Source organism: Pseudomonas sp. AC070 (assembly GCF_979258635.1).
In genome coordinates, this window is sequence record NZ_OZ409871.1 from 3328416 (window position 1) to 3349449 (window position 21034).

The window sequence follows — 21034 nt, forward strand, 5'->3', positions numbered from 1 at the left end:
GGAGCGAGCTTGCTCGCGAACCCTGCAAAAGGCATTCGCGAGCAAGCTCGCTCCTACAAAGGATCGCGAGTAGCTTCGCCCCCCACCGACAGCAGATACACCAACTCCTCCTTGTACCCCGCCCACACCTTCGCCACGTCCGGAAAACTGTCGTCCAGCGCCACATCGCCGCTGTCCACCAACAACGGCCGCCCTTCCAGCGTGGCCAGTTTGCGTTTGGTCGCTACCACCCGCAGGTTGTGCAAACCAATAGCACGTAACACCCGCGGGCTGATCTGCTGATTGCCGCGCCCAAGAATATGGCCTTGGCCGCCAATGGCGGTCATCAGCACCCGCGCCGCCTGACCATCCACCAGCTCAAACAACTGAGCCTCCGTCACGTCGCGGGCCAGCACGCGGCCGTTTTCAATAACGTCCACGCCCAGCAACGTGGTGTTCAGCCCAAGGTTGTGAGCCAGGCCATGCAACGTCGAGCCGGGGCCGAAGACGTAGCGCACGCCCGCTTCCCAGGTGTCTTCCAGCCAGGCCGCAATTTCGTTGAGCACCAGCTCTTCCGATTCCACGCCGCCCTGCTTTACCTGCTGCACAAAGCCGCCTTCTTGCGGCACGCTCAATTCGCCATACCAGCGCGCCGTAACGCGCCCTTCGCGCAAGGCGCTTTCGTCGATATCGCGCACCTCGGCGCTGCTCAAGCGAACCAGCCCGCCTTCGACCAAACGCCGCGTAAGCTCGCCAGCCGCGCGCGGGCTGACGGCGTAAACGCCCGATTGAATTTTCACCCCGGCCGGAATACCCAATACCGCTTGCCCTTCGCGCGCCACCTCGCAGACATCACGCGCGGTGCCGTCGCCGCCAGCAAACAACAGCAGGCCGACACCTTCGGTTTGCAAGGCCTGAACGGCGGCGCGGGTGTCGGCAGCGCTGCTGTCAGCGCCCGCCAGTTCGCCGAGCACGCGACGGTTGAAACCCATCTGCGCGAGCAAATCGCCGCCCATGGCGCCGGGAAAAGTCAGAAACTCCAGCCGTTCCTTCAATGGCAACAACCGCTCCAGCGCAACTCGCGTGCGCTCGGCAGCACGCGGTTCAGCGCCGCGTGCCAGGGCCTCTGCAGCCATGCCGTCGCTGCCCTTGAGGGCCGCCGGGCCGCCCAATCCGGCAAGAGGGTTGATGATCAAACCCAGGTGAAAAATCGACATACGCACCCCATGCGCGGGAACTACTCGGCCCGCATCGTTTCACAAAACTACGCCCCGCTTAGCGGGAATGGCCGCGCGCTGCTGTGGCGCGCCTTTGTCATTGGGCTTTCATCAAGGCCCGCTATTGTCGGCACACCACCTGATGAGGAGACGAGCCATGAGCTTGCACACCCTGCATACCGCCGAACGCCGCGTACAACCGGTGCCTCCCCAACACCCTGTCGGCGGCGCCGTGATCGACGCCCAAGGCCGGGAAATTCCGATTACCGAAGGCATGGTTCAACAGGCTTGTGAAAAGCTGGAAGAAATCGCGCTGGGCGAGCCTGACCAAGAGTAATTCCGGGAAAAACCATCGAGGCTAAAGCCTCTCCTACAGACCATCGCGACGTGTGGGAGAGGCTTTAGCCTCGATTGCCCAACGCAGTGCTCGCCTACACCAACGTTCCACCCAACGCCCGCACCACCTGCGCCAGCTCTGGCGCTTCGCCGCTCAATTTCACATGCAGCCCATCAATTTCACGCCGCGCCGGATAGTGCTTGCGCAGGGCGTCGAACGCGCTTTTGCGTTCGGCAGCATTGCCGGTAAGGCTGCGGCGAAAATCGGCGTCGTCGCGGCGCGGGTCGTAAATGGCGCGGCATAAGGCGGCCAGTGCCATTGGCACAGAGGCCGTCGCATCCAGGCCCAACTCGGTCAGCCAAAACGGCGGCAGCAGGTCGTCCAGTTGCACCCGTGGCGGCAGGTTGAAGTGCTGGCAGAACGCCTGGTAAATCTGCGCGGTGCCGCGCAATTTGCCGTCCAGGCTGTAGCCGGCAATGTGCGGCGTGGCGATCAGGCACAGCTCGGCCAAATCCGCGTCCACCTGCGGTTCGCCTTCCCATACATCCAGCACCGCTTCAAGGTCGTGCCGTTGTTGCAGCAGCTCGCGCAGCGCGGCGTTATCCACGACGGCGCCACGGCTGGCGTTGATGAGCCAGGCGCCAGATCGCAACTGGGCCAGGCGCTCGGCGTTGAGCAAGTGGCGGGTGCTGGCGATCAGCGGCGTGTGCAGGCTGATGACATCGCAGCGCTGAATGATTTCTTCCAGGCTCACGTAATCACCACCCTCCGCCGCCTGGCGCGGTGGGTCGCACACCAGCACCTGCCAACCAAGCCCGCGCAGCACATCAACCAACCGCCCGCCCACCTGCCCGGCGCCAACAACGCCGTAGGTGCGCTGGGCCAGATCGACGCCACGCACCTCGGCCAGGCTGAGCAAACTGCCGAGCACGTAATCCACCACGCCGCGCGCGTTGCAGCCCGGCGCGCTGGCCCAGCCGATGTGTTGCTCGGCGAAATAGTCGAGGTCAAGGTGGTCGGTGCCGATGGTGCAAGTGCCGACAAAGCGCACCTTGCTGCCTTCCAGCAAAGTGCGGTTCACCTGGGTGACCGAGCGCACCAACAGCACATCGGCGCGCGCCACGCTGTCGCGGTCGAAGGCGCGTCCGGGCATGCGTTCAATCTCGCCGAACTCGGCAAAAAACTCGTCCAGCAGGGGAATATTTTCGTCGGCAAGAATTCGCATGACAGGCTCCAAAAGTCAGGCCGACATTCTAGGCCGTCAGGCGCTCAGGGGCGATCTTCAGATGCCATCGCGCGCACGTGAGGCTCTTTCCTGACTGACGCGTCAAGGCGTAAACTCGCCGCTCCTTTGCAAGCTCTGACCTGGCGCAGCTCGCGCTTCAAGTCGTATGTCTCGGACAGAGCGAGTGCCCGGCCACCACTGCCGATACAGTGCGCACGTGATAAAAATGGACTGCCTCGTGACCGCCCGCGAATCCCGTTTCAACCGCTGCCTGCGCGAATTGCGCGCCCTGCTCGTTCTCGCTCTGCCCATCATGATTGCCCAGCTTTCACATTCGGCGATGGGCTTTGTCGACGCCGTGATGGCCGGCCGCGTCGGCCCACGCGACCTGGCCGCAGTGGCTCTGGGCAATTCCATCTGGGTGCCGGTGTACCTGCTGATGACCGGCATTTTGCTGGCCACCACGCCGAAAGTGGCGCAACGCTTTGGCGCCGGCCAGGAGCGCGACATCGGCGCACTGGTGCGGCAAGCGTTATGGCTGGCCACGGCCGTGGGCATCGCCGCCGGCATCGTGCTGTGGAATGCCGAACCGGTGCTGCGCTTTATGAACGTCGATCCCGAGCTGATCGGCCCAAGCATGGTCTACCTCTACGGCATCGGCTGCGGCATTCCCTCGGTGGCGCTGTATTACGTGCTGCGCTGCTTCAGCGATGGCCTGGGGCGTACGCGGCCGAGCATGATGATTGGTCTGTTCGGCCTGCTGCTGAACGTGCCGCTTAACTACATTTTTATTTACGGCCACTTCGGCCTGCCCGCGCTCGGCGGCGCCGGTTGCGGCTGGGCCACGGCGGTGGCGATGTGGTGCATGTTTTTCGCCATGCTTGGCTGGGTGCGCTGGGCGCCGGTGTACAAAACGGCGGGGCTGTTCAGTCATTTCGAATGGCCGCGCTGGGACGTGATTCAGCGCCTGCTGAGCGTCGGCCTGCCGATTGGCATCGCGGTGTTTGCCGAGTCGAGCATCTTTGCCGTCATCGCCCTACTCATCGGCAGCCTGGGTGCCGATGTGGTCGCCGGCCACCAGGTGGCGCTGAACTTCAGCTCGCTGACCTTTATGATCCCTTACGCCTTGGGCATGGCCGTGACCGTGCGCGTCGGCCACTCCTTGGGCGCTGGCGACCCGCGTCAAGCGCGCTTTGTGGCCGGTGTCGGCATTCTCACCGCACTGGCCTTCGCCTGCGTCGCCGCCGTGTTGATGCTGCAACTGCGCACTGAAATCGCCAGCATCTACAGCCGCGACAGCGCCGTAATCGGCGTGGCCTCAGCGCTTATCGTGTTTGCCGCGCTCTACCAATTCTCCGACGCCGTGCAAGTGACGGCAGCCGGCGCCCTGCGCGGCTACCAAGACACCCGCGCGACCATGATCATGACCTTGTTCGCCTACTGGGGCATCGGCTTGCCCGTGGGCTACGCGCTGGGCCTGACCCACTGGGTCGGCGAACCCAGTGGCCCCAAAGGTTTATGGCAGGGATTGATCGTGGGCCTGACCTGCGCCGCCGTGATGCTCAGCATTCGGCTGGTGCGCAGCGCCAGGAAGCGGATACGGATTCATAACGCCAAGGCCTGAAGGCCTAATAAGGTCATGTAGGAGCGGTTGGGCGGCATTCCGCCCAACCGCTCCTACAGGTAGTGCGAGCTTGGTCTGGTCTGATCAGCCTTCAACTTTCTTACGAATCCAATACAAATACGTGCCCGCCTCTTCTTCCTGCTGAACCAGCTCATGCCCAAGAAACACGCAAAACTTGGGAATGTCGCGGCGGGTCGAGGGGTCGGTGGCGATCACTTTCAGCAGACCGCCAGCCGGCAGGTCGCGCACTTTGTTGTGCAGCATCATCACCGGCTCCGGGCAGAACAGGCCGGTGGCGTCGAGGGTGCCGTCCAGAGGCGCGGCAGGGTCGAATTCAGGCATAAACAACTCCAGAAACGGGCGGCTATTTGCTTAGCCGGCGCAGGTGGCAGGTCACTTCTTCACGGTCGTGGTACAGCTGTTTGCAGCTGATGCTGGCTTTTACGCCACGGGCTTTGAAGCCCTCTTCAATACGGTCGAGCAGCCGCTTCACTTCGGCGTAGCGCTGTTTCATCGGCAACTTCAGGTTGACCACCGCTTCACGGCAATGGCCTTCGCCAATCCAGGTTTCCAGCAACGCGGCGTTGCGCGCGGGCTTTTCGACGATGTCGCAGACCATCCAGTCCACTGGCTGCTTGGGCGTCCAGGTGAAGCCATCGACCATCAGGTGCTGCACCAGGCCAGTGTCCATCAGGCTTTCGGCCATCGGGCCGTTGTCAATGGCGGTGACCAACATGCCGCGCCGCACCAGTTGATACGTCCAACCGCCCGGCGAGGCGCCGAGGTCAACGCCGGTCATGTCGCCGTTCAAGCGCTCGTCCCATTCTTCACGGGGAATGAACTGGTGCCAGGCTTCTTCCAGTTTTAGCGTCGAACGGCTTGGCGCCTCGCGGGGGAATTTCAGGCGCGGCACGCCGCCGGGCCAGAATGCCGAGTTGTTTGTTTCGGCCAAGCCGACGAAAACTTCGCGGCCACTCTTGAAGGTCAGCAGCAAACGCGGTTTGCGCGGATCTTCCACCAGCCGGCCGGCTTTGCTGAGCGCGTTGCGCAGCGGCCCTTCGAATTTTTTGCAGAAGTTCGACAGTTCTTTGCCGTCATTGGTGTCCAGCACTTCCAGCCACAGACTGCCGCACACGGGCAAGGCTTGCAGATGGGCGAGCAGCACGCTGATGCGGTCGGTTTCGGGCAGGTCGATAAACTCACCGCGCGCCCACTGGCGGGGAAAAATCAGCTGGGCAAAGCGCTGGCCGCGCATCAGCCGCTCAGGGCCGTCGGCCTCGGTGCAGATGAATTCGGCGTACGCGCTGCTGGCCTTGGCCTTGGCGTACCCGGCCACCTCCAGGCGCGCGGCGTGGTCGCTTACTTCCGAGCACACCTCGCTTTCGAAACCGGGGCGGCAGTGCAGCAACAAAGTGGTCATCAGGCGTTCTCCTCAGGGCGCGCATGATAGCCGAGTTGGAACCGCAAGCGCTCAAGGGCAGTCAGTTGAAAGGTCCCTGGGCACCAAGCGAAAGCCGCTGCGCCAGCTAGGCTAGAGCTGTATGTGTGCGCCGCAACCGACTACGACGCAGGTTAACTGCGCACCGGGCCCCTACCGTGTAGCCCCATTTGGAGATGAGCATGCCGTCCCTGAACAGTTTCAACAGCCGCCAGCGCCTGCAGGTTGGCGACAAAACCTATGACTACTTCAGCCTCCCGGAAGCCGCGAAAGCACTGGGCAATATCGACAAACTGCCCATGTCGCTAAAAGTGCTGCTGGAGAACCTGCTGCGTTGGGAAGACGACAAAACCGTCACCCGCAGCGATGTGCAAGCCCTGGCCGACTGGCTGAAAAGCCGTAGTTCCGAGCGCGAAATTCAGTACCGCCCCGCCCGGGTGTTGATGCAAGACTTCACCGGCGTGCCCGCGGTGGTCGACCTGGCCGCCATGCGCGCCGCCATGGCCAAGGCCGGCGGCGACCCGCAGAAGATCAATCCGCTGTCGCCGGTTGACCTGGTGATCGACCACTCGGTGATGGTCGACAAATTCGCCGACGCCAGCGCTTTCGAGCAAAACGTGGAAATCGAAATGCAGCGTAACGGCGAGCGCTACGCGTTCCTGCGCTGGGGCCAGAACGCCTTCGATAACTTCAGCGTAGTGCCGCCTGGCACCGGCATCTGCCACCAAGTGAACCTGGAATACCTCGGCCGCACGGTGTGGACCAAAGAAGAAGACGGCCACACATTCGCCTTCCCCGACACCCTGGTCGGCACCGACTCACACACCACCATGATCAACGGCCTCGGCGTGCTCGGCTGGGGCGTGGGCGGCATTGAGGCGGAAGCGGCGATGCTCGGCCAGCCAGTGTCGATGCTGATTCCCGAAGTGATCGGCTTCAAGCTCAGCGGTCAGTTGAAAGAAGGCATCACCGCCACCGACCTGGTGCTCACCGTCACGCAAATGTTGCGTAAAAAAGGCGTGGTGGGGAAATTCGTCGAGTTTTATGGCGACGGCCTGGCCACCCTGCCCCTGGCCGACCGTGCCACCATCGCCAACATGGCCCCCGAATACGGCGCCACCTGCGGCTTCTTTCCGGTGGACGACATCACCCTTGGCTACCTGCGCTTGTCCGGCCGGCCGGACGCCACCGTGGCGCTGGTCGAGGCTTACAGCAAAGCCCAAGGCCTATGGCGTGAACCAGGCCACGAGCCGGTGTTTACCGACACCCTGGCGCTGGACATGGGCACCGTCGAAGCCAGCCTCGCCGGCCCCAAACGCCCGCAAGACCGCGTCGCCCTGCCCGCTGTGAGCAAAGCGTTCGACGACTTCCTCGGCCTGCAAATGAAACCAGCCAGCACCGAAGAAGGTCGGCTGCTCAGCGAAGGCGGTGGCGGCACCGCGATTAACGACGGCGCCAATGCGGGCGACGTTTCCTATGAGTTCAATGGCGAAACCCATCACCTGAAACACGGCGCCGTGGTGATTGCGGCCATCACCTCGTGCACCAACACCTCCAACCCCAGCGTGATGATGGCGGCCGGTCTGCTGGCTAAAAAAGCCGTGGAAAAAGGACTGCAACGTAAACCCTGGGTAAAAAGCTCGTTGGCGCCGGGCTCGAAAGTGGTCACCGACTACTACGCCGCAGCAGGCCTGACCGAATACCTCGACGCCCTGGGCTTCGATCTGGTCGGCTACGGCTGCACCACCTGCATCGGCAACTCCGGGCCGTTGCCCGAGCCGATCGAGAAAGCCATTCAGCAAGCGGACCTCACCGTCGCCTCGGTGCTGTCGGGCAACCGCAACTTCGAGGGCCGCGTTCACCCGCTGGTGAAAACCAACTGGCTGGCCTCGCCGCCGCTGGTGGTCGCCTATGCCCTGGCCGGCACGGTGCGCACCAACCTCAGCGAAGACCCGCTCGGCACCGGCAAAGACGGCCAGCCCGTGTACCTGCGCGACATCTGGCCAAGCCAGGCGGAAATCGCCGAGGCCGTGCAGAAAGTCGACACCGCCATGTTCCACAAGGAATACGCCGAAGTGTTTGCCGGCGATGAAAAGTGGCAGGCCATTCAGGTGCCGGACGCCGACACCTACGCCTGGCAAAACGACTCCACCTACATCCAGCATCCGCCGTTCTTCGAAGCCATCGACCAGGCACCGCCGAAAATCGGCAACGTCAACAACGCCCGCATTCTTGCCCTGCTCGGCGACTCGGTAACCACCGACCACATCTCCCCGGCCGGCAACATCAAAGCCAGCAGCCCGGCCGGCCGTTACCTGCGCGACAAAGGCGTAGAGCCGCAAGACTTCAACTCCTACGGCTCGCGGCGCGGCAACCACGAAGTGATGATGCGCGGCACGTTCGCCAACATCCGCATCCGCAACGAAATGCTCGGCGGCGAAGAAGGCGGCAACACCCTGCACGTGCCCAGCGGCGAGAAGCTGGCGATCTACGACGCGGCCATGCGCTACCAAGAAGAAGGCACACCGCTGGTGGTGGTGGCCGGTAAGGAATACGGCACCGGTTCGTCCCGCGACTGGGCCGCCAAGGGCACCAACCTGCTGGGCGTAAAAGCCGTGCTGGCGGAAAGCTTCGAGCGTATCCACCGCTCCAACCTGGTGGGCATGGGCGTGCTGCCGTTGCAGTTCCTTGAAGGGCAAGACCGCAAGGCCCTTGGCCTCACTGGCAAAGAAACCCTGAGCATCGGCGGGCTCGATAATGTGGAGCTGAAAACCTCGATGCGCCTGCCCATCACGCTCACCCGCGAGGACGGCAAACAGGAGCAATTCGAGGTGCTGTGCCGCATCGATACGCTCAACGAAGTGGAGTACTTCCGCGCCGGCGGCATTCTCCATTACGTGCTGCGGCAATTGATCGCTGCCTGACCCCGGCAGGCTCTAGCCGGCGGCGTTGCGCATGGGGCGCGGCGCCGTCCGGCCCCGTGAAAACTGTGCGCCAGTTCAAATCTGGTTACACTGCGCCCGAAAGGGTTGTAGGAAAATTCTTCTCAACTTTGCCCGACAGCGGCCGATCAGAACGGCACGGACATTACGGATATTCGCCCCATGCGCAACAATCAGCCCGTCACTCAACGTGAACGTACTTTCCCCGCTCAGCAGCGCCTGATCTCCACCACCGACCTTAAAGGCGAAATCACTTACGCCAACGACGCGTTCGTGGAAATCAGCGGCTATTCCCGCGAGCAACTGGTGGGTTCACCGCACAACATGGTGCGCCACCCCGACGTGCCGCCGGCGGTGTTTGCGCATATGTGGACGACGCTGAAATCCGGTCGTCCGTGGATGGGCATCGTTAAAAACCGTTGCGCCAGTGGCGACCATTACTGGGTGAACGCCTACGTCACGCCGGTGCTGGAAAACAGCCAAGTCATCGGTTTTGAGTCAGTACGCGTCAAGCCCACCGCCGAACAGATCCGTCGCGCCGAGGCGCTGTATCAGCGCATCAACAGCGGCAGCGCAGCGGTGCCGGCGAGCAACGTCTGGCTGCCCGTTCTGCAGAACTGGGTGCCGTTCATTCTGATCAGCCAGATTGGCTTCGTGATGGGCGCCTGGCTCGACTTCCACTGGGGCTTCCTCGCCGCAGCGGCGCTTTCCGTACCGCTGGGCTTGCTGGGCCTGAACTGGCAGCAACGCGGCCTGCGCCGCCTGCTCAAACTCGCCGAACAAAGCAACTCCGACCCGCTGATCGCCACCATGTACACCGACAGCCGCGGCCCGCAGGCGCAGTTGGAACTGGCCATGCTTAGCCAGGAAGCGCGCCTGAAAACCTGCCTCACCCGCCTGCAAGACAGCGCCGAGCACCTGACCGAACAAGCGCGCCAGGCCGACACACTGGCGCAGAACAGCTCCAAAGGGCTGGAGCGCCAGCGCGTGGAAACCGAACAGGTGGCCACCGCCGTCAACGAAATGGCCGCCACCACGCTGGAAGTAGCCAGCAACGTAGCGCGCACCGCCATCGCCACCCAGGAAGCCAACCGCCTGACCGGCGAGGGCCGCAGCATTGCCGGCGAAACCCGCGAAGCGATTCAGCGTTTGTCCGTTTCTGTAGGCGAAACCGGCGAAACCGTCACGCGCCTGGCGCAAGACAGCAACGAAATCGGCGGCGTGGTCGACGTGATCAAAGGCATCGCCGACCAAACCAACCTGCTCGCCCTCAACGCCGCTATCGAAGCCGCGCGTGCCGGTGAAATGGGCCGTGGTTTTGCCGTGGTCGCCGACGAAGTGCGATCGCTGGCCCAACGCACCGCCGAATCAACCGGGCAAATTCACCAACTGATCGCCAAGCTGCAACGCACCGCTGAAGAAGCCGTGCTGACCATGGAAATCGGCCGCAAGCAAGCCGACGAAGGCGTGGAACGTGTGCTCAAAGCCGACCAGGCATTGGTCGGCATCAGCGAAGCGGTGGCCAATATTGCCGACATGGCTGACCAGATTGCAGCCGCGGCTGAAGAGCAAAGCGCGGTGGCGGATGAGATCAACCAGAACATCACCACCATTGCTCAGCTGGCGGACCAGACTTCCGGGGAAGCGCAGAACACGGCGCAGTTGAGCCGCGAATTGACGGTGACCGCGCAGCGGCAGTCGGCGTTGGTGGAGCGGTTTAATCGGTAGGGTTGGGGCTCTTTTGGGACTCTCGCCTTGCTTCATACGGCGTTAGGCTTCAGATACTGGATTCCCGCTTTCGCGGGAATGACGGGGGTTTGGATTTAGATCTTTGGGCCATTGCGCGAAAGCAGACTCCCATCTCAATACAAACACCCGTCATCCTCGCGAACGCGGGGATCCAGTATCTGAAGCCAGGCGCGATACGAAGCAACCCGATACAAAAACCTACCCCCCAAACACCTTCCCCAACTCCTCCAACGCCCCATCCGAACGCCCTTGCGCCTCCGCCAGCTCCGCCCGCCAAACCCCCACCAACGGCGCCAACTCCGCCTCCTGCTCCGCCCGTGCCAGCCATTGCAGCCGGTCATGCCAAGCGCCCAACGCGTTCTGCGCACGCCGCAGTGCTTTCACCTGTTTGGCCGACACACCCGCCAACTGCGGGTACGTGTCCGCGCAATAGCGCACCCGTTTGATCAGAATCCGCAGCCGATGCCGATCATGGGCCGGATCGGCCATAGCCATGCTCAACCGCTCGCTTTCCTTTCGTAGCTGACGACGGACGTAGCCTTTCAAATGGTCGGGCGCCACGTCATGCAACGTTTGACGAAAGAATGAGGGCCACAGGTCCAGCGCGTGCTGTAAGCGCAGGGCCTCAGTACTGCCCAATAACTGCTGATACTGCGCCGGCAACTCGCGTTCGCGACGAGCCACCACCGCCTCCATGCCCGGATGACGGCGCAACTCGGCCAGCAGCACTTCGCTGTCGCGCACCGGGCTGCTCATGCGCCCTACCGCCGCAGCGGCGGCCACCAACGGGTCGTGTTCGATAATCTTGCGAAACGGTCGTAACAGGCTGCGCAGCTTGCGCACGGCAATGCGCACGTCGTGCAGGGCTTCGTCATCCGTGGCGGCCGCCATGCGCTCGCGGCCGGCGAGCAAATTGACTTCCAACTGCACAACCCGGGCGATCAGGGCATCGATAAATTCAGACATGGGCAACCTTATCTAGTCATCACGCTGCAACCAGCGCATCGGCAATGCGCGGCGCAAGGTTCGCAAGTGGTGCTGCAACTGCTCGGGCGCGACGGGCTTACCGCCATAGCGCTGCGCCTCAAAAGCATCGGCAAAAGCGCGAACGGACTCCCCCTGTTCGGGCAACGCCAACGCAGCGCGCTCGGCAAATGCGCGCGCGCCTTCGGCCGGCAAACGCCGAACGCCATGGCGGGCCAGCAGGCGTTCGAAGCGTTGATAAAGGCGCTGCTGCACATCGCGCTCACGGCGCCAGGGTTTGAACAGCCACAGACCAATCAGCGTCAACACCAACGCGCCGCCGCCGACCAGACCCACGAGAAAATCGCGCGAATCAAGGCGACCAAACCAGCGCTGCAACACTTCCAGTTGCGTGCCCTGCTGGTAATCCAGCACCCAGCGCTGCCAGCCGTAATTAAGGTTTTCCCAGCTCAGGCGTAGTTCGTTGAGCCAACTGATATGGCGGTAACGCAGCAGCGACAGCGGTGTGCTTTCAAGAAAGCTCTGCTCGCTGGCCAGCGCCTGTTCCAGACCTTGTTCAATGCGCTCGGGCGCCACCTGAAAGGTCGGATCGATAACTGTCCAGCCCACGCCTTCGCGCCAGTATTCGACCCAGGCATGGGCGTCGAACTGGCGCACCTGAATGTAGTTACCCGCCGGATTCAGCTCGCCACCCTGATAACCGGCCACCACCCGCGCCGGAATTCCGGCCGCGCGCAGCACAAACGCCGTGGCGCCCGCGTAGTGCTCGCAGAAACCACGGCGCGTGGTGAAGAGGAAATCGTCGATGCTGTTCTCGCCCACTTCCGGTGGCCGCAGGGTGTAGAAATACGGCTCACGGTTGAAATGGCGCAGCACGGCTTGCACCCGAGCTTGTTCGTCCGGGTATTGCGCCGAGAGCTGCTGCGCCCATTCGCGGCTGCGCGGATTGCCGTCAGCGGGCAGTTGCAATGCACGCTGCAATGCCCGTTTGTTCGCCTGCGGTTCACGCAGCGCTTGTGGCCAGGACGTCACGGTATAGACCAGGGTTTTATCCACCGGCTCGCCGCGCTCCAGACGGAAGTCACTCATTTGCCGTGTCAGTTCAAGGTCGGTGGTGGCCAGGTCGAGCCCGAATAACCATGGCTTGCCGCTCGCTTCCATGACGATGCGATATCGCAGCGGTTCGCCTGCTCGCGTCCACGGCGGTGCGGGAGCCCAGCGCACCTCCGAAGATTGCGACCAGCGCCGGCCCTCGAACTTATCCATGGTCAGCGCGCGCCAATACTGCTGATTACGCGGCGGTGGTGTGCCCTCAAAACTGGCGCGAAAAGCCAGCGCATCGGAGCGGCTCAGCTCGGCGATATCGTTAGGCGCCATGCTGTCTGACAGCCCGGTTATGCCGCGCTGATCCGGCATAGGCAGCGACCACAGCGGCCCGAAGCGTGGAAAAAACAGAAACAGCAGCAGCATCAGCGGCACGGCCTGCAGCAGCAAGCTACCGGCCAGGCGCAGCGGGGGCCACGGGGTTTGTTGTTGCGGGCTTTGTTGCAAGCCAATCAGCGCGGCCAGCAAGCCGGCGACCGGCAGCAAGGTGAAGGCCACCGTGGTCATGCGGTCGTCGAACAGGTACACCGTGACCACCGCGAAGAAGCCCAACAAGATCAGCACCAACGCATCGCGGCGGGTGCGCATTTCCACCAGCTTCAAAATAAACGCGGCGATCAGTAGCACCACCCCAGCGTCCAGCCCGATCAGGCTGCCGCGCGATAAAAACACCCCGCCGACAATCCCAACCGTGAGCCCAGACTTCAGCCAGGTCGCCGGATATTGCGCGCGCATGCGGTAGATCTGCACGCGCCAGCCAGCGCACACCAGCCACAAGGCAATGATCCACAGCGGCATGTGCTCCAGGTGCGGAACGATCACCAGCACCTGCGCCACCAGCAGCCACAACAGGCTGATGCGCGGAATCGCTTGCGCGGCGCTCATTGCCCGCCCTCCCCGTACAGCGCCAGGGCGCGCAGGCAGGCTTCGCGGTGGGTTTCGCCGATGTCCGGGCCATGCACCGAACCGGGCAAGCGCAAGGCAAAGGGTTGCTGACGCTCCGAAAACGCCAACACCCAGTGGCACAGCAGCGACAGGCGCATTTCACTGTCGCCCTGTAATTCGTCGAAATCCAGCCACAGGTCGCGCCCGGTCAGGCTGGCAAAATCCTTCACCAGCAGGCCTTGGCCACGGGAATAGGCCTTCCAGTGCAGACGCCGTTTCGAGTCGCCCGGCTGATAGGTCTTTAGGCCCTGGAAGTCATCCGCACCCTGGCCAACGGCGCGGGCGCCGTCGTCGTCATCGTCGTCTTTGATACCGGCCACCAGCGGCAACTCGCCGGGCAAGGGGCGTGGATAAACCAACAGCGCCTGGTCCAGGTCCACTTGGCTCCACGCCACCAATATGCCCAGCGGAAAGCGGCTTTCCACCCGCAGCCGGCCAGGTCGCAGCCAGCCCCGGCGGATGGCCGGCACGGTTATCTCACTTTCAGCGATGCCATCGGCGCTCACGTCGAAACGCTGCAACTCCTGCGGCGGCCACCCCAGGGCGATGGACTGGTGCACGCGGCCGTTGCTGCTCAGGCGCACCCGGAACGTCGCTTGCTCGCCGACAAACACCGGACGGCCGCCGGCCGCGTGCAACGTCAGGCCGGCCAGGTTTCGGTAGGTATGAAGAATGGCGATCACGAACACCGCCGCGAGCAAAAAGGTCAGGCCATACGCCGGGCTGTTCTGGTAATTGACGCCGGCCATCAGCATCAAAAACAGCGCCAAGCCAAACGCGGCGCCGATGCGCGTGGGGATGATAAAAATCCGCCGTTGGGTCAGCAGCACGCTGTTGGCCGGTGGAATACGACGGTGCAGCCAGCGCTGCCAACGCTGCTTGAGCATTGCCATCAGAGCGCGGGCACTTCGCGTAGCAACCACTGCACCAACGCGCCGCCGCCGTGTCCGGCCGGGTCGGCGCGCTCACGCAAACGGTGACCGACCACCGAAGGCAGCACCGCCTGTACATCTTCGGGAATCACATAATCGCGCTGCGCCAGAAAGGCCCAGGCGCGCGCTGCCGCCAACAGCGCCAGGCTCGCCCGTGGCGACAAGCCCCAGGCAAATTGCGGCTGCGTGCGCGTGGCTTCAACCAAGCGCAGCACGTAATCCACCAGCGCATCGCTGGCGCGCACCTTGGGCACTTCGGCTTGCAACTCGGCGAGTTGTTGATGACTGAGCACCGCATCCAAACGTGGCAACATCTCCCGACGCGCTTCGCCGAGCAAAAGGGCCTTTTCCGCCGCCTTGGCCGGATAGCCCAACGACAAACGCATCAGAAACCGGTCCAGTTGCGACTCGGGCAACGCAAAGGTGCCGCCCTGGCTGACCGGGTTTTGCGTGGCAATCACAAAGAACGGCTCCGGCAGTGGCCGCGTCGCGCCCTCGATGGTCACCTGCCCTTCCTCCATTGCCTCCAGCAGCGCGCTCTGACTTTTCGGGGTGGCGCGGTTGATCTCATCGGCCAGCACCAGCTCGGCAAAAATCGGCCCCGGATGGAACACAAAAAGGCCGCTGTCTTTATCGAAGACCGAGGTGCCAAGAATGTCGCCGGGGAGCAAATCGGAGGTGAACTGAATGCGTTGAAAGTTCAAGCCCAGCACATTGGCCAGCGCATGACTGAGCGTGGTCTTGCCCATGCCGGGCAAGTCTTCGATCAGCAAATGGCCTCGCGCCAATAAGCAGGTCAGCGCCAGGCGAACCTGGGGTTCCTTGCCAAGCAGGATTTGATTGACTGCATTCAGGCAGGCGTCGAGTTTGGTAAGCATGCGTCACCCCGTAATCCACGAACCCCGGATGCTACCGGGGTGTGGCGTGATGGCAAAGGTTCTGCAACCTTTGCTGACGTATTGAGCGGTGATGTGCGCAGTGGCGCACATCATGGGCAATACGCTGCCGACGTCAGCTGCGGTAACTGGCTCTATGGGTTTTGATCGTGGGCTGGGCTTTTCGAGCGGAACATATTTCGCCCGCCGTTTTTCAGCACATGCGCAAACCGATCAACGCCATCGCGGCTGAAGCCGCTCGTACAGGAGCGCGGATCAGAACCAGCGGCCCTCGGCCTCAACGCAACCGCTCAAGCATCTGGTAGTACCACATGCCGACCGCCAGCATCTGATTGCCCACCCAGTCGCCAAACGGCAGGCGGATATGGCTGACCCCGGCAAAGGTGTCGAACTTTTCCAGGGAACCGGTCACCGCGTTGGCCATGATTTCGCCGACGATATGTGTCGTCGCCACGCCGTGCCCCGAGTAGCCCTGCGCATACCAGACGTTTTTCGACAGCTTGCCGAGCTGCGGAATGCGGTTGATGACGATGCCCATCATGCCGCTCCACTGGAAGTCGATTTTCACGCCTTTCAAACGCGGGAAGGTGTGTTCGATGGCCGGGCGCAGTTCGCCGGCGATGTCGCGCGAGTCGCGGCCCGAATAGTTGGCGCCGCCCCCAAAGAGCAAGCGTTTGTCAGCGGTCATGCGGTAGTAATCGAGCACGAAGCGGCAGTCGTAAACCGCCAGGTCTTGCGGGTTGAGCTTGGCGGCCACCTCCTCGCCCAGCGGTTCGGTGACGACGATGCCGCCGGAGGCCGGGAAGATCATGCCGGCCAACTTGCGTTTTTCCAGCTTGTGGTAGGCGTTGCCAGCGAGGATCACCGAGTTGGCGACGACGCGGCCGTGCTCGGTGACCACCACGGGCACGTCGCCGTGGATGATGTCGACCACGGGGGAGTTTTCGAACACCACGGCGCCCAGGCTTTCAGCCGCTCGCACTTCGCCCAGGCACAGGTTCAGCGAGTGCACGTGCATGTTGCGGCGGTTGTGCAGCGCGCCGTGGTAGATGTTGGTTTCCAGCAGGCTGGGCATTTCGGCGGCACTGACCATGCGCACGTCATCGCCCATTCCCCGGCGCACGGCTTCGTCGTAGTTAGCGCGCAAGCCGTCCATGTGGCTGGGTTTGTAGGCGGCGTGCAAATGGCCGTGCTTGAGGTCGCACTGGATGTTGTACTTCTCGACGCGCTTTTTGATGATTTCGTGGCCGCGCCAGCGCAGGTTCCAGATGAAGTCGTCGACGTCATCGCCGAGCTTGGCGCGCATCTGTTTGCGCATCGCTTCATCGCCCGACAGGCTGCCGGTTACTTGCCCGCCGTTGCGCCCGGTGGCGCCCCAGCCGATTTTTTTCGCTTCGATAATCGCCACTCTCAGACCGCGCTCGGCCAGTTCCAGCGCTGTGGAAACGCCGGTGAAACCGCCGCCGATAATGGCCACGTCCACGCGCACTTCGCCTTCCAGGCGCGGGTAATTGGTTTCTTCGTTGAGCGTGGCGGTGTAGTAGGAATTGCTGCGTTGCGAAGTCATAAGGTCATCCAGATCTCTCGGCCGTTGCGCGGTCCTGTAGGGGCCAGCTCGCTCGCGAAGCGGTTGCTTGAAGTGCTTCGCCAGAGAGATGGCTGTTACGGGTTCGGCGTCGGCTCGACGGTAAAAATTAATCAGGCCTGTTGCAGGTACCAGCGCCAGTCTTGCTCGCCCACTTCGCCCATGAATTGGCGGTATTCGGCGTTCTTTACCGCCAGGTACACACGCAAGAAGTCTTCGCCCAGCGCGTCTCGCGCCCAAGCGGATTTCTCCAGGGCGCGCAGGGTGGTCAGCCAGTCGGTGGGCAGCACGTCGGTGGCTTGGGCGTAGCCGTTGCCTTCAATCGGCGCGCCGGGGTCGAGTTGTTCGCGAATGCCGCGATGGATGCCGGCCAGAATCGCCGCCGCTGCCAGATACGGGTTGGCGTCGGCGCCGCAAATGCGGTGTTCGATGTGCCGGCTATTGGCCGGACCGCCTGGCACACGCAGGCTGACGGTGCGGTTATCGACACCCCAGGTCGGCGCCAGCGGCGCGTAGCTGTTGGCCTGGAAGCGGCGATAAGAGTTGGCGTTCGGGCAGAAGAACAGCAGCGAATCGAGCAACGTCGACAGCATGCCGGCCACCGCCTGTTTCAGCAGCGGCGTGCCGTCCGGGGCTTCGCTGGCGAACAGGTTGTTGCCCTGTTTATCAGCAATGCTGACGTGCATATGCATGCCGGTGCCGGCGATATGGTCGAAGGGTTTGGCCATAAAGCAGGCGCTCATGCCGTGCTTGTGGGCCACGCCTTTGACCAGCCGTTTGTAGCGCACCGCTTCGTCCATGGCTTGCAGGGCATCGGTGCGGTGTTCCAGGGTGATTTCCACCTGGCCGGGCGCGTATTCGGATATCGCCGTGCGCGCCGGAATGCCTTGGGCTTTGCAGGCGGCGTACAGGTCGGCGAGGAACGGTTCGATCTGCTCCAGCTCACGCAAGCCGTAAACCTGGGTGCTGTAAGGCCGACCACCATCGGCATCCAGCGCCGGTTGCGGACGGCCATGGGCGTCGCGTTTCTGGTCGAGCAGGTAGAACTCCAACTCGGCCGCCATGACCGGGTAATAGCCGTCGGCTTGCAGCTCGTTAATCACCTTTTCCAGCAAGCGGCGCGGGTCGGCCACCGCTGCCGGCATGCCCTGCCCGCTGTGCATGCTGACTTGCACGGCGGCGGTGGGCATCAGGCGCCATGGCAAGCGCGTCAGGCTGCCGGCCACCGGGTAGGCGCGGCAATCGATATCGCCCACGTCCCAGACCAGCCCGGAGTTTTCCACGTCATCGCCGTTAATGCTCAGGCCCAGAATAGTGCTGGGCAGCGGCCGGCCGGTTTCGTACACAGCCATCAACTCGTCGCGGTGCAACAACTTGCCGCGCGGCACGCCGTTGTTGTCGATGATGAACAGCTCGAACATCTCGATATCGGGGTTCTGTTGCAGAAACGTTTGGGCTTCTTGCGGATCGGCAAAACTCATGGGGCGTTCTCTTGATTGGCGCCCAGCGCCACGGCGTTGGGCAATCAGCCAGGCGCGGGCGAACCGCCACTTCTGTTGGCGTTCGGCTGGGCGCTGGCGATACAGGAAACGTGCGCGGGGCACGTAGCGGGCAAAGGCCCGATCAGAGAGAAGCGGCGTCTGGCGGACGGGCATGGCGGCAGTGCCACAAGGCCCAGAATGCCAGTTCGATGGGAAGCGAAGTGCTCAAAAGAAAGGCTCTGTAAACAGATGCCTGGGAGAGTCACATAAGGGGGATGGGGGGTTAAATTCAAATCTGAGTATGTTTAGTTTTGGGTGGGGTAAACATTGGCGAAGGCGGGTGTTTTGTTTGGGGGAGTCGTACTCCTGCGATTCGTCAGGCGAAACTGAGTCAGCCCTCAAACCCTCCGTCATCCTCGCGAAGGCGGTGGTCCGACAATTCGGGATCCAGTATCTGTCAGGGAAATGCGATTCCTCCGAAATACTGGATTCCCGCCTGCGCGGGAATGACGGGTGTTTTGTTTGCGATTCTCGTACTCCAGCAGTGCGTCGGTCGACACCCAGCCAGCAGGAAAAACGTCCGTCATCCTCGCGAACGCGGGGATCCAGTATCTGTCAGGGAAAATGCGATTCTTCCGAAGTTCTGCATTCCGAACTGCACCGGCCCTTAAGACAACTCCCCCCGCACCGCCGCCCGCTCTTCTATCAAGTCCGCCTCAAACAAGTTCTCCAATTCCGCCCGCGCCTCGCGCGCTGTCTGGTTCACTTTCGCCGCGTCGTTGTAAACCAAGTGTTGTTGGCGCAGCACCTCTTCGTCGTGGCGTTGGAAGCGGCGGATGCGGGCTTCGGCTTGTTCGTTGGTGAGCCCCAGCTGCAGCAAAATCAGGCGGCCCATTTCCAGGCTGGAGTGGAAGGTTTCGCGCACGGCGGTGGCTTCCAGGTCGACCAAATGGTGCACGTGCTGGCGGTTGCGGGCGCGGGCGATGACTTTCAGGTGCGGGTACAACTTGCGCACCAGGCGCGCGGTTTCGATGTTGGTTTCCGGGTCGTCGGTGGCGACGATAAACAGCTCTGCCTTGTCGACATGGGCGGCATGGAGAATTTCCGGGCGCAGCGGGTCGCCGTAGAAGATCGACATGCTGCCAAGGCTGCGCTGGTATTCGACGCTTTCCACCGAGGTGTCCAGCGCCACGAATCGCACGCGCTGGGCGCGCAGTACGCGGGCGATGATCTGGCCCATGCGGCCCATGCCGGCGATCACCACGCGCGGGGCGTCGGCGTCGAACTGGCTGTATTCCTCGGGCGCTTCACGCTCGGGCACCGGCTGCGGTTTGCACAGCGCGGCGATGGCCAGCAGCAACAGCGGTGTGATAGCCATCGACAGCGTGATCGAGAGCACCACCAGCCCCAGCAGGCGGTCGCTGAACAGGCCGTTCTGGTGCGCCATGTTGAACACCACAAAAGCAAATTCCCCGCCGGCCGCCAGCACCACGGCTAGCGACAACGCGGCGCGGCGATCCAGCTCGCCCAGCCAACGGCCGATGGCGAACAGCAGCGGCAACTTGGCGCAAATCAGAATGGCGGTGAAGCCCAGCACCACCCAGGGTTCGTGCATCAGCAAAGCGAAGTCGGCGGTCATGCCCACGCTCATAAAGAACAAGCCGAGCAGCAAGCCTTTGAACGGTTCGATCTGAGCTTCGAGCTCATGGCGGTATTCGGAATCGGCCAGCAGCAGCCCGGCGAGGAATGCGCCGAGGGCCATGGAAATACCTGCCAGTTCCATCAGCCAGGCGGTGCCCAGCACCACCAGCAAGGCGGTAGCGGTGGACACTTCGCGCAAGCCGGTTTTGGCCACCACGCGGAACACCGGGCGCAGCAGGTAGCGGCCGCCGACCACGACGATGGCAATGCTGATGATGATTTTCACCACCTGGCTCACTTCCTCGCCGGCCGAGGTGCCGTGGTGGGCGCTGCCGAGCAAGGGAATCAGGGCGATCAGCGGAATGGCGGCGATGTCTTGAAACAGCAGAATGGCGAAGGCCAGGCGGCCGTGGGGTTTGTTCAGTTCCTTGCGTTCGGCAAGAATTTGCAGCCCGAACGCGGTGGAGGACAAGGCCAGGCCCAAGCCAAGAATTACCGCGCTGTTCCAGGCCTGATCGAAAAATGCATAGGCGATGCCGCCGATTAACAAGGCGCTGCACGCCACCTGCGCGAGGCCGACGCCGAACACCGATTTGCGCATCACCCACAGCCGACGCGGCGACAGTTCGAGGCCGATGATAAACAGCAGCAACACCACCCCGAGTTCGGAAATTTGCGCAACGCTTTGCGGCTGGCCGATCAGCCCCAACACCGACGGGCCGATCAGCACACCGGCGAGCAGGTAGCCCAGCACCGAGCCCAATTGCAGGCGCTTGGCCAGTGGTACCACCAACACTGCGGCCAGCAGGAACACCACCCCTGACTGCAGAAAACTATCGCCGTGCTCCACGCCCGTACTCCCATTGCTTGATCGACCTATGGCCGGGGGCGGGGATTATCGGCAAAAACGCCGGTCGCTGCACGGCGACCGACAGACGCGGGCATTTTTTTAGGC

General features: G+C 62.8%; 15 protein-coding genes and 1 pseudogene. 4 read left to right on the top strand and 12 right to left on the bottom strand.

The genetic code is table 11. From position 1 onward, the window contains the following. Positions 1-53: 53 nt before the first annotated feature. A complete protein-coding gene (locus tag ACZZ0Q_RS14955; protein WP_463541757.1) occupies positions 54-1196 on the bottom strand; it encodes an ATP-NAD kinase family protein in 1143 nt (380 codons plus the stop codon). A 157-nt stretch (positions 1197-1353) separates the two neighbouring features. Here ACZZ0Q_RS14955 and ACZZ0Q_RS14960 point away from each other — a divergent pair, with 157 nt between their 5' ends. After that, positions 1354-1533 (top strand): PA1571 family protein, encoded by a 180-nt coding sequence (locus tag ACZZ0Q_RS14960; RefSeq protein WP_463541756.1) that lies wholly within the window; start codon positions 1354-1356, stop codon positions 1531-1533. Positions 1534-1627: 94 nt separating this feature from the next. On the opposite strand, the gene pdxB is transcribed toward ACZZ0Q_RS14960, so the two are convergent. Further along, on the bottom strand, positions 1628-2758 hold the full coding sequence (pdxB, locus tag ACZZ0Q_RS14965; RefSeq protein WP_463541755.1) for a 4-phosphoerythronate dehydrogenase PdxB: 1131 nt from the start codon (positions 2756-2758) through the stop codon (positions 1628-1630). A 226-nt stretch (positions 2759-2984) separates the two neighbouring features. On the opposite strand from pdxB, the gene ACZZ0Q_RS14970 reads away from it, so the two are divergent. Continuing rightward, a complete protein-coding gene (locus tag ACZZ0Q_RS14970) occupies positions 2985-4382 on the top strand; it encodes an MATE family efflux transporter (RefSeq protein ID WP_463560709.1) in 1398 nt (465 codons plus the stop codon). An 84-nt stretch (positions 4383-4466) separates the two neighbouring features. Here the strand turns inward: ACZZ0Q_RS14970 and tusA are convergent, their stop codons facing one another. Both tusA and rlmM read right to left on the bottom strand, forming a co-directional pair. Continuing rightward, positions 4467-4724: a sulfurtransferase TusA gene (gene tusA / locus ACZZ0Q_RS14975; RefSeq protein WP_122451156.1), complete on the bottom strand. Its 258-nt coding sequence runs from the start codon at positions 4722-4724 to the stop codon at positions 4467-4469. Between the two features lie 22 nt (positions 4725-4746). Further along, on the bottom strand, positions 4747-5802 hold the full coding sequence (gene rlmM / locus ACZZ0Q_RS14980) for a 23S rRNA (cytidine(2498)-2'-O)-methyltransferase RlmM (protein WP_463560711.1): 1056 nt from the start codon (positions 5800-5802) through the stop codon (positions 4747-4749). A 200-nt stretch (positions 5803-6002) separates the two neighbouring features. On the opposite strand from rlmM, the gene acnA reads away from it, so the two are divergent. Together acnA and ACZZ0Q_RS14990 are read left to right on the top strand one after the other, a co-directional pair. Beyond that, positions 6003-8744: an aconitate hydratase AcnA gene (acnA, locus tag ACZZ0Q_RS14985; protein WP_463541753.1), complete on the top strand. Its 2742-nt coding sequence runs from the start codon at positions 6003-6005 to the stop codon at positions 8742-8744. 180 nt (positions 8745-8924) lie between these two features. Then, on the top strand, positions 8925-10490 hold the full coding sequence (locus ACZZ0Q_RS14990) for a methyl-accepting chemotaxis protein (protein WP_463541752.1): 1566 nt from the start codon (positions 8925-8927) through the stop codon (positions 10488-10490). A gap of 219 nt (positions 10491-10709) precedes the next feature. Here the strand turns inward: ACZZ0Q_RS14990 and ACZZ0Q_RS14995 are convergent, their stop codons facing one another. The 8 genes and pseudogenes from ACZZ0Q_RS14995 to ACZZ0Q_RS15030 all read right to left on the bottom strand — a co-directional run. Continuing rightward, complete coding sequence (locus ACZZ0Q_RS14995) at positions 10710-11477, bottom strand: CHAD domain-containing protein (protein WP_463541751.1); 768 nt, start codon at positions 11475-11477, stop codon at positions 10710-10712. Positions 11478-11489: 12 nt separating this feature from the next. Then, positions 11490-13484: a transglutaminase TgpA family protein gene (locus tag ACZZ0Q_RS15000; RefSeq protein ID WP_463541750.1), complete on the bottom strand. Its 1995-nt coding sequence runs from the start codon at positions 13482-13484 to the stop codon at positions 11490-11492. Further along, positions 13481-14440: a DUF58 domain-containing protein gene (locus ACZZ0Q_RS15005; protein WP_463542320.1), complete on the bottom strand. Its 960-nt coding sequence runs from the start codon at positions 14438-14440 to the stop codon at positions 13481-13483. The genes ACZZ0Q_RS15000 and ACZZ0Q_RS15005 overlap by 4 nt, the downstream gene beginning before the upstream one ends. Beyond that, on the bottom strand, positions 14437-15354 hold the full coding sequence (locus ACZZ0Q_RS15010) for an AAA family ATPase (RefSeq protein WP_122497068.1): 918 nt from the start codon (positions 15352-15354) through the stop codon (positions 14437-14439). Before ACZZ0Q_RS15010 ends, ACZZ0Q_RS15005 begins: the two co-directional genes overlap by 4 nt. Positions 15355-15649: 295 nt before the next feature. Continuing rightward, positions 15650-16939: an NAD(P)/FAD-dependent oxidoreductase gene (locus tag ACZZ0Q_RS15015; RefSeq protein ID WP_463541749.1), complete on the bottom strand. Its 1290-nt coding sequence runs from the start codon at positions 16937-16939 to the stop codon at positions 15650-15652. Between the two features lie 131 nt (positions 16940-17070). Further along, the gene (locus ACZZ0Q_RS15020) at positions 17071-18438 is read right to left on the bottom strand and encodes a glutamine synthetase family protein (protein ID WP_463542319.1); all 1368 of its coding nucleotides are present in this window, start codon (positions 18436-18438) and stop codon (positions 17071-17073) included. A 667-nt stretch (positions 18439-19105) separates the two neighbouring features. Next, entirely contained in the window at positions 19106-19816 is a 711-nt protein-coding gene (locus ACZZ0Q_RS15025; protein ID WP_463561026.1) for an NAD-binding protein, read from the bottom strand. After that, positions 19808-20929, bottom strand: a pseudogene (locus ACZZ0Q_RS15030) (monovalent cation:proton antiporter-2 (CPA2) family protein); the annotation flags it as partial. The gene ACZZ0Q_RS15025 and the pseudogene ACZZ0Q_RS15030, both read right to left, overlap by 9 nt. Between the last annotated feature and the right edge of the window lie 105 nt (positions 20930-21034).